The organism is Kitasatospora putterlickiae, from assembly GCF_039527695.1.
GTDB lineage: Bacteria > Actinomycetota > Actinomycetes > Streptomycetales > Streptomycetaceae > Kitasatospora > Kitasatospora putterlickiae.
On the sequence record NZ_BAAAKJ010000385.1, the window covers coordinates 10923 to 18474 of the forward strand.

Genomic DNA, 7552 nt, shown 5'->3' on the forward strand with positions numbered 1-7552 from the left:
GGCGCGCCGCCGCTGGCGGCCGGTCAGCGCGGCCACGTCCAGCCCGCGCCCGCCCGCCCGCTCCAGCGCGGCCAGCACCTCCGGCAGCGCCGCGCCCGCCGCCGCGCCGACCGCCGCGTACTGACGGCGCAGCAACTCGACCGCCTTCAGCGACCACGGCATCAGCTCGGCGTCCAGCAGCAGCCAGCCGGTGCGCAACTCCTCGAACAGCCCGGACCGCTCGGCGGCCGTCCGCAGCCGGTCCAGCACCGCCGCGGTCAGCGCCTCGTCCCCGAGGAACGCCCGGCCGGTGCGGGTCCAGATGGCGCCGGGGCCGGCCGGACCGAACCGCTTCTCCAGCGCCGCCCCGTCCCGCGCCACCAGCACCACCGCGCGCGAGCCCATGTGCTTCTCCTCGCAGACCACCCGCTCCACGCCGTCCGCCCGGTAGGCGGCGAAGGCCTCGTCCGGGTGCTCCAGGTAGCCGGGCCGGGCCGAGGTCGCGCTCGGCGCCATGGTCGGCGGCAGGTAGGCGAGCAGCCGGGGGTCGATCGCGAACCGGCTCATCACCTCCAGCGCCGCCGCCGCGTTCTCCTCCCGCACCGCGACCCGGCCGGCCAGCGCCGTCTCCACCGCCCGGCGGCCCGCCACGTCGGCGAGGTCCAGCGGGCGGCCCTCCCGGGCACCCGGCGCGTCGGTACGCATCGGCCGCACCGGCGCGTACCACTCCCGCTCGGCCCCGACGCCGACCAGCTCCCGCTCCGGGTAGCGCAGCGCGGTCAGGCTGCCGCCGAAGACGCAGCCGGTGTCCAGGCAGATGGTGTTGTTGAGGAAGGACGCCGACGGGACCGGCGTGTGGCCGTAGACCACCAGCGCCCGGCCCCGGTACTCCTCCGCCCACGGGTAGCGCACCGGCAGGCCGTACTCGTCGGTCTCGCCGGTGGTGTCCCCGTACAGGGCGTGCGAGCGCACCCGGCCGGAGGCCCGGCCGTGGTACTTCTCCGGCAGGCCCGCGTGGCAGACCACCAGGGCGCCGCCGTCCAGCAGGTAGTGGCTGACCAGGCCGCGCATGAACGCCCGGACCTCGGCCCGGAACTCCTCGGACTCGCCCGCCAGCTGGTCCAGCGACTCCTGGAGGCCGTGCGAGACGGTGACCTTGCGCCCGTCCATCGCCCGGCCGAGCTTGTTCTCGTGGTTGCCCGGCACGCAGACCGCGTGCCCGGCCGCCACCATGCCCATCACCAGGCGCAGCACGCCCGGGGTGTCCGGGCCGCGGTCGACCAGGTCGCCGACGAAGACGGCCGTGCGGCCCGCCGGGTGCACCGCGTCCACCGGGCGCCCGGCGTCGTCCCGCAGCAGCGTCCAGCCGAGGCGGGTCAGCAGGGTCTCCAGCTCCGAGCGGCAGCCGTGCACGTCACCGACGATGTCGAACGGGCCGGTGAGGTGGCGCAGGTCGTTGAAGCGCTTCTCCAGCACGATCTCGGCGGCCTCGACCTCGGCCTCGCCGCGCAGGACGTGTACCTTGCGGAAACCCTCGCGCTCCAGGCCGCGCAGGGAGCGGCGCAGCTCGCGGTGCTGGCGCGGCACCACGTGCGCGGGCATGTCGCGGTCCGGGCGGGAGCGGTTGCGCTCGGCGCAGACGCCCGGCGGGACGTCCAGCACGATCGCGATCGGCAGCACGTCGTGCTCGCGGGCGATCCTGACCAGCTGCCGGCGGGCCTCCGGCTGCACGTTGGTGGCGTCCACGACGGTCAGCCGACCGGCGGCGAGGCGCTTGCCGACGATGTAGTGGAGCACGTCGAAGGCCTCGGCGGAGGCGGACTGGTCGTTCTCGTCGTCGGCCACCAGGCCTCGGCAGAAGTCGGAGGAGACGACCTGGGTGGGCAGGAAGTGCCTGCGGGCGAAGCTGGACTTGCCCGCGCCGCTGGCGCCGATCAGGACCACCAGGGAGACGTCCGTCACCGGGAGGTGGCGGGGGGCGGCCGTTCCGGGGGCGACGGACCGGGCCACGTCGGTCTCGTTGGTCTCGGCGATCTCGTCGGTCATCGGGTCTCGCCCCCTTCGTCGGGCGTCGTGCTGTCCATGGTGACTGCGTTCGCGGGCACCGCGTCGGCGGCCCCGTCGTGGTCGAGGCGGAACAGGGCGAGCTGGGTCGGGGCGCCCACCTCGGCGTCCCCCGGGCCGACCGGACGGATGTCGACCGTGTAGCCGTACACGGCGGCGACCCGGTCGGCCCAGCCGCGGAACTCGGCGCGGTCCCACTCGAAGCGGTGGTCGGCATGCCTCAGGCGACCGGCCGGCAGGCTCTCCCACCGGACGTTGTACCCGGCGTTCGGCGTGGTCACGACGACCGCCGACGGGCGGGCCGCGCCGAACACCGCGTACTCCAGGGCGGGCAGCCGAGGCAGGTCCAGGTGCTCGATCACCTCGCAGAGCACGGCCGCGTCGAAGCCCTTCAGCCGGGCGTCCGTGTACGTCAGCGCGCCCTGGACCAGCCGCACCCGGCTCGCCTGACGCTCCGGCATCCGGTCCAGCCGCAGCCGTCGGGCGGCCGCGGACAGCGCCCGCACCGACACGTCCACGCCGAGCACCTCGGTGAACCGCGCGTCCTTCAGCAGCGCGGCGATCAGCTCGCCCTGGCCGCAGCCGAGGTCGGCCACCCGGGCGGCGCCGGTCTCGCGCAGCGCGTCCAGGATGGCGGTGCGGCGCTGCTCGGCCAGCGAGGGGGCGCGCTGCTGCTCCTGGTCCTGCGCCTGGTCCCGGGTGGGCTCGGTGGTGTCGTCGACCGCGTTGTCGACCTCCTCGACCTCGCGGTCGTCGGCCTCCGCCAGCCGGGCCAGCTCCAGGCGCTCCATCGCCCGCCGGGTCAGCGTCCAGCGCCGCGACAGGTAACGGCGGGTGATCAGGGCCCGCTCCGGGTGTCCGGCCAGCCAGCCCTCGCCGGCGGCGAGCAGCTTGTCGACCTCGTCCGGGGCCACCCAGTAGTGCTTGGCACCGTCCAGCGCCGGCAGCAGCACGTACAGCTGCTGCAGCGCGTCGGCCAGCCGCCCGCGCTCCGCCGACAGCTCCAGCCGCACGTAGCGCGACTCGCCCCACTCGGGGAACGCCGTGTCCAGCGGGATCGCCGACGCCTCCACCCGCCAGCCCAGCGGCTCGAACAGGCGGACCGCCATCGCCACGGCGGCGCCCTCGCCGGGCGCGCCGCCGACCGGCACGGCCGGCAGCGTGATCCGCAGCGGTCGGGGCTGGTCGGCCAACCCGGGACGGGCCTCGCAGACACCCTTCATCGCCGTGCGGAACACCGTCCGCAGCGCCACCGCGAGCAGCGAGGAGGCCGCGTAGGGGCGGTCGTTGACGTACTGGGCGAGCGCGAAGTCGGGCGAGCCAGCGCGGCCCTTGCCCCGGCCCTTGCGGACCAGCGCGACCGGGTCGACGTCGAGCAGCAGCGCGGCCGTGCAGGCCTCGGCGTCCGCCTCCGGGTAGAAGACGTGCGCCTCGCCGTGCGCCGTGGAGAACCGCTGGACCTTCCCGGGGTGCTTGTGCAGCAGAAAGCCCAGGTCAGTGGCCGGGTTCTCGGCGGTACCTGTGGTGGAGATCGACATGAACACCCGTCGGAGTATTGCCGAGGACGAGTGCCCAGGGCACCGCATTTTGTCGCCGTCCGGGGCCGACGGGTCCGGTCCGGACGGTGAGCGTGTTCGGCAGCGGCGGCCCGGATTCGTTAACGTGCACGATGTGACTGCAGAATCCACCACCCCCGTGAGCGGCGCCGTCGCCGCAGGTCTGGCCACCATCGCCGCGGACGGCACCGTCCTCGACACCTGGTACCCGGCCCCCGCGCTGACCGCCGAGGCCGGCCCGGCCGGGACCGTCCTCCTGACCGCCGAGCAGGCCGAGGCCGAGCTGGGCGCGGGCGCCGCCGAGGCGCTGCGCGTCGACGCCCGCCGCGGCGTCGAGGTGGTCGCCGTGCGCACCACCATCGCCTCGCTGGACGAGAAGCCGCTCGACGCGCACGACGCCTACCTGCGTCTGCACCTGCTCAGCCACCGCCTGGTCCGGCCGCACGGCCTGAACCTCGACGGCATCTTCGGCCTGCTGGCCAACGTGGCCTGGACCAGCATCGGCCCGGTCCCGGTGGACAAGGTCGAGCAGGCCCGGCTGGCCGTGCGCGCCCAGGGCGGGCAGCTCGCCGTCTACGGGATCGACAAGTTCCCGCGGATGACCGACTACGTCGCCCCGTCCGGCGTGCGCATCGCCCACGCGGACCGCGTCCGCCTCGGCGCGCACCTGGCCGTGGGCACCACCGTGATGCACGAGGGCTTCGTCAACTTCAACGCCGGCACGCTGGGCACCTCGATGGTCGAGGGCCGGATCAGCGCGGGCGTCGTGGTCGGCGACCACAGCGACATCGGCGGCGGCGCCTCGATCATGGGCACCCTGTCGGGCGGCGGCAAGCAGGTCGTCTCCGTCGGCGAGCGCTGCCTGCTCGGCGCCAACGCGGGCATCGGCATCTCCCTCGGCAACGACTGCGTCGTCGAGGCCGGCCTCTACGTCACCGCCGGCACCCGGGTCACCACCCCGGACGGCGCGGTGGCCAAGGCCGTCGAGCTGTCCGGCCAGGACAACCTGCTCTTCCGCCGCAACTCCCAGACCGGCGCCGTCGAGGTCATCGCCCGCACCGGCTCCTGGGGCGGCCTCAACGCCGACCTCCACGCCCACAACTGACACCGTCCGTTCGGCGTCATCCGTGAGTGGGAAGTCGGCCCGGCCGACTTCCCACTCCGCGTTTTCGGGGGTTGCCGTCGCCGGAAGACCTCGTTCGCACACAGCCGTCCTGCCATGATCAGTGGCATGAAGATACTCGTGATCGGGGCGACCGGAACGGTCGGCCGTGCTGTCGTCAGTGCGTTAGAGGCCTCTCATGACGTCGTGAAGGCCTCGCGCGGAGGACCGGTGAAGGCGGACCTCGAAGATCCCTCCTCGCTGGACGCGCTCTTCGACGACGTGCCGGACCTGGACGCCGTGGTGTGTTGTGCCGCCAGCGGCCCGCTGGTTGACCTGGCGTCGGCGGAGGACGGCGAGATCGCCGCAGGCGTACAGGGCAAACTCCTCGGGCAGGTCGCGCTGGCCCGGCGGGCCGCGCGCCGTCTCCGGGACGGCGGCTCCATCACACTGACCGGGGGCACCTTCTCCACTCCACTGGCGGGCGGGTCGCTGGGCGCCCTCATCAACGCCGGCCTTGAGGGGTTCGTCCGCAACGCCGCCGCCGAGCTGCCGCGGGGTCTGCGGATCAACCTCATCAGCCCTGGGTGGATCACGGAAACCCTGGAAAGCCTGGGCATGGACCCGGCCGGCGGTACGCCCGCTTCCGAGGTGGCCCGCGCCTATGCGGAGGCCGTGGAAGGCGACGCCCAAGGCCGGACGATGCACCCGTGACGTTCCCGGTTGCTCGGTGTTTCTTGGTGGCGGGCTTCGAGGCATGCCTCGAAGCCCGCCACACCACCACAGGTGCGCCGGAACAGCTGGACCTCTGCTACATGTGACCAGCCATGTCCTCCGCCTCCTCGATGCGAGAGACGGCAACGCCCCCTCGATCGGCACGATCGAGGGGGCGTCCAACTCATGAGCCGTGGTCGAGTCCACCGACCTTGATCGAGCTGAGCAAGTCAGCAAAGACAGCGGGACTGACACCGAGTGTGGTGCCAGGCTCATCGGATTCGCGGACTTCGATCAGATCGTCCAGAGCCCGGACCTCAACGCACCCGTTGGATGCGCCGCTGTAGCTGGACTTCTGCCAGGTACGACCAGCCACGCCCTTGCTTCCTTCGGGACCAGAAGAGGCAACGGCCCCTCGCTCAGGGAGAACGAGGGGGCAGCAGCAGGGATCAGGCATGCTGGTGGTCCAGTTCGCCGGCCTTGATGGTGCGAAGGAGGCCAGCGAGGGCGGCGGGGGTGATCCGGAGTATGACCGTGCCGTCGTCGGACTCGCGCAGTTCGATCGCGCCGTCCGACGACCGGATCTCAACGCATGTGTCGTTGGCTCCGGAGTAGGTGGATTTCTGCCACAGGTGGCTGGTCATGCCTTGCCCTCCGTCTCGCCCTTGACACTCAGAATGAATGCTCGGGACTCATCCTCCGACAGAGCCACGGATGCCGTACGGTCGAGGATGTCTCGGAAGGCCGCGAGATGCGGCGGCGAATCGAAGAGCACGACGCCTTGGCCTGTATCCATCTGCACGGTGTCCAGCTCAGGCACTGGGCCCACGGCGTAGGTGAGGTTCTCGCTCGGCCCCGGCAAGGTCCCGACGTTGAACGGCACAACCCGGACGGAGATCCCCGGTTTCCTCGAGTCCTCGATCAGCGAGTTGAGTTGCTCAGCGAGGACTGCTGATCCGCTGAACTGCATCCGGAGAGCAGCCTCATGGATGAACGCCGCGTAGGTCTTGGTGCCAGTCCGAACAGTCGCCTGGCGTTGCAGCCGGAAGTTGGTTCTGAGGTCGACCTCATGGCGAGTCGGGCTCGGGAAGGCCTGGCTGAACACAGCCGAGGCGTACGACCGGGTCTGCAGCAGGCCGGGGATGAAGGTGATGGTGAAGGTCGAAAGCTTCACCGCACGATCTTCGAGTTCCGCGATGTCGAGGAAGTCCGCAGGCAGGCTGCCTCGGTACTCCTCCCACCAACCTGGTTTCTCGCGCCGCGTGATGATCTCGGACAGGGCGTCGATCAGGCCGCGGTCGACGCACATGCAAGCTGCAGCGACAGCGCGCAGGCGGTCGACGCTGATGCCGGTCCTACCCGCTTCCATCTGGGTGATCTGAGCTGGCGTGGCGCCGATGGAACGGGCGAGTTGACTACCTCCAAAGCCCGCTTGCTCCCGCATTCTTCGCAGCTCGACCCCCAGCCGACGTTGCTGAAGGGTGGGGTGAGATCGAAGAGCCATGGCGTCCTCTCTGCGGGCGTGGGATCAGTGTGCCGCGCGTGCGCATCACTGGGCCAACTGGGGCGGAAGCCACGTTAGGGGGAACTTCGAGGATCTCGCCACAAATTTGTGGCGAGCTGCGCTATGGTCAATGTCGCAGCGATCCGATGGATCGTCAGTAACGCTTGAAATCCTGGGCGGTAGGCGCATGCTGCCCATTTCGCACCGCAGAGCAGCCAGGCCCGGGCCGGCCTCGTTCACGGTGACGCATCCATCGCCGTCCCTCTCTCCTCCCCCTCTTCGCCTCTTCCCATGGAGGTTTCCCATGCGTGCCCTCAACCCGCCCGACTGCACCACCGTCCGCGCCGAACTCCGCTCCATCCTCCACACCGCCGGCTGGCACCCCACCACCATCGACGACGCCGAACTCGCGCTCCAGGAGCTCTTCATCAACGCGTGGCAGCACGGCGACTGCCTCGTCCCCGGCGTCCTGGTCTCCCTCATCCCGACCACCCTGCGCGTCGCCGTCTGCGACAACCGCCCCGTCCTGCCCGAACCCCGGCTCCCCGGCGACCCCTACGCGGTCTCGGGCCGGGGCCTCCACCTCGTCCAGGCCCTCACCCACCGCTTCGGCGCCACCCCCACCAAGACCGG

General features: G+C 71.7%; 8 protein-coding genes. 3 read left to right on the forward strand and 5 right to left on the reverse strand.

Going from position 1 to position 7552, the window contains the following annotated elements; all coding sequences use genetic code 11:
* A partial coding sequence (locus ABD308_RS33575) for a polynucleotide kinase-phosphatase (protein WP_344343465.1) occupies window positions 1-2025 on the reverse strand: 2025 nt, incomplete at its 3' end.
* On the reverse strand, window positions 2022-3587 hold the full coding sequence (locus tag ABD308_RS33580; protein ID WP_344343467.1) for a 3' terminal RNA ribose 2'-O-methyltransferase Hen1: 1566 nt from the start codon (window positions 3585-3587) through the stop codon (window positions 2022-2024). The genes ABD308_RS33580 and ABD308_RS33575, both read right to left, overlap by 4 nt.
* 127 nt (window positions 3588-3714) lie before the next feature.
* Between ABD308_RS33580 and dapD the strand changes: the two genes are divergently transcribed.
* On the forward strand, window positions 3715-4704 hold the full coding sequence (gene dapD / locus ABD308_RS33585) for a 2,3,4,5-tetrahydropyridine-2,6-dicarboxylate N-succinyltransferase (protein WP_425554911.1): 990 nt from the start codon (window positions 3715-3717) through the stop codon (window positions 4702-4704).
* Between the two features lie 126 nt (window positions 4705-4830).
* On the forward strand, window positions 4831-5415 hold the full coding sequence (locus ABD308_RS33590) for a short chain dehydrogenase (protein ID WP_344343471.1): 585 nt from the start codon (window positions 4831-4833) through the stop codon (window positions 5413-5415).
* A 184-nt stretch (window positions 5416-5599) separates the two neighbouring features.
* Here ABD308_RS33590 and ABD308_RS33595 read toward each other — a convergent pair whose 3' ends face one another.
* The 3 genes from ABD308_RS33595 to ABD308_RS33605 form a co-directional block, all read right to left on the reverse strand.
* Complete coding sequence (locus tag ABD308_RS33595) at window positions 5600-5791, reverse strand: DUF397 domain-containing protein (RefSeq protein WP_344343473.1); 192 nt, start codon at window positions 5789-5791, stop codon at window positions 5600-5602.
* A 73-nt stretch (window positions 5792-5864) separates the two neighbouring features.
* Complete coding sequence (locus tag ABD308_RS33600) at window positions 5865-6059, reverse strand: DUF397 domain-containing protein (protein ID WP_344343475.1); 195 nt, start codon at window positions 6057-6059, stop codon at window positions 5865-5867.
* Window positions 6056-6919, reverse strand: coding sequence for a helix-turn-helix domain-containing protein (locus ABD308_RS33605; protein WP_344343477.1), 864 nt, complete (start codon window positions 6917-6919; stop codon window positions 6056-6058). Before ABD308_RS33605 ends, ABD308_RS33600 begins: the two co-directional genes overlap by 4 nt.
* A gap of 304 nt (window positions 6920-7223) precedes the next feature.
* Between ABD308_RS33605 and ABD308_RS33610 the strand changes: the two genes are divergently transcribed.
* A partial coding sequence (locus ABD308_RS33610) for an ATP-binding protein (protein WP_344343479.1) occupies window positions 7224-7552 on the forward strand: 329 nt, incomplete at its 3' end.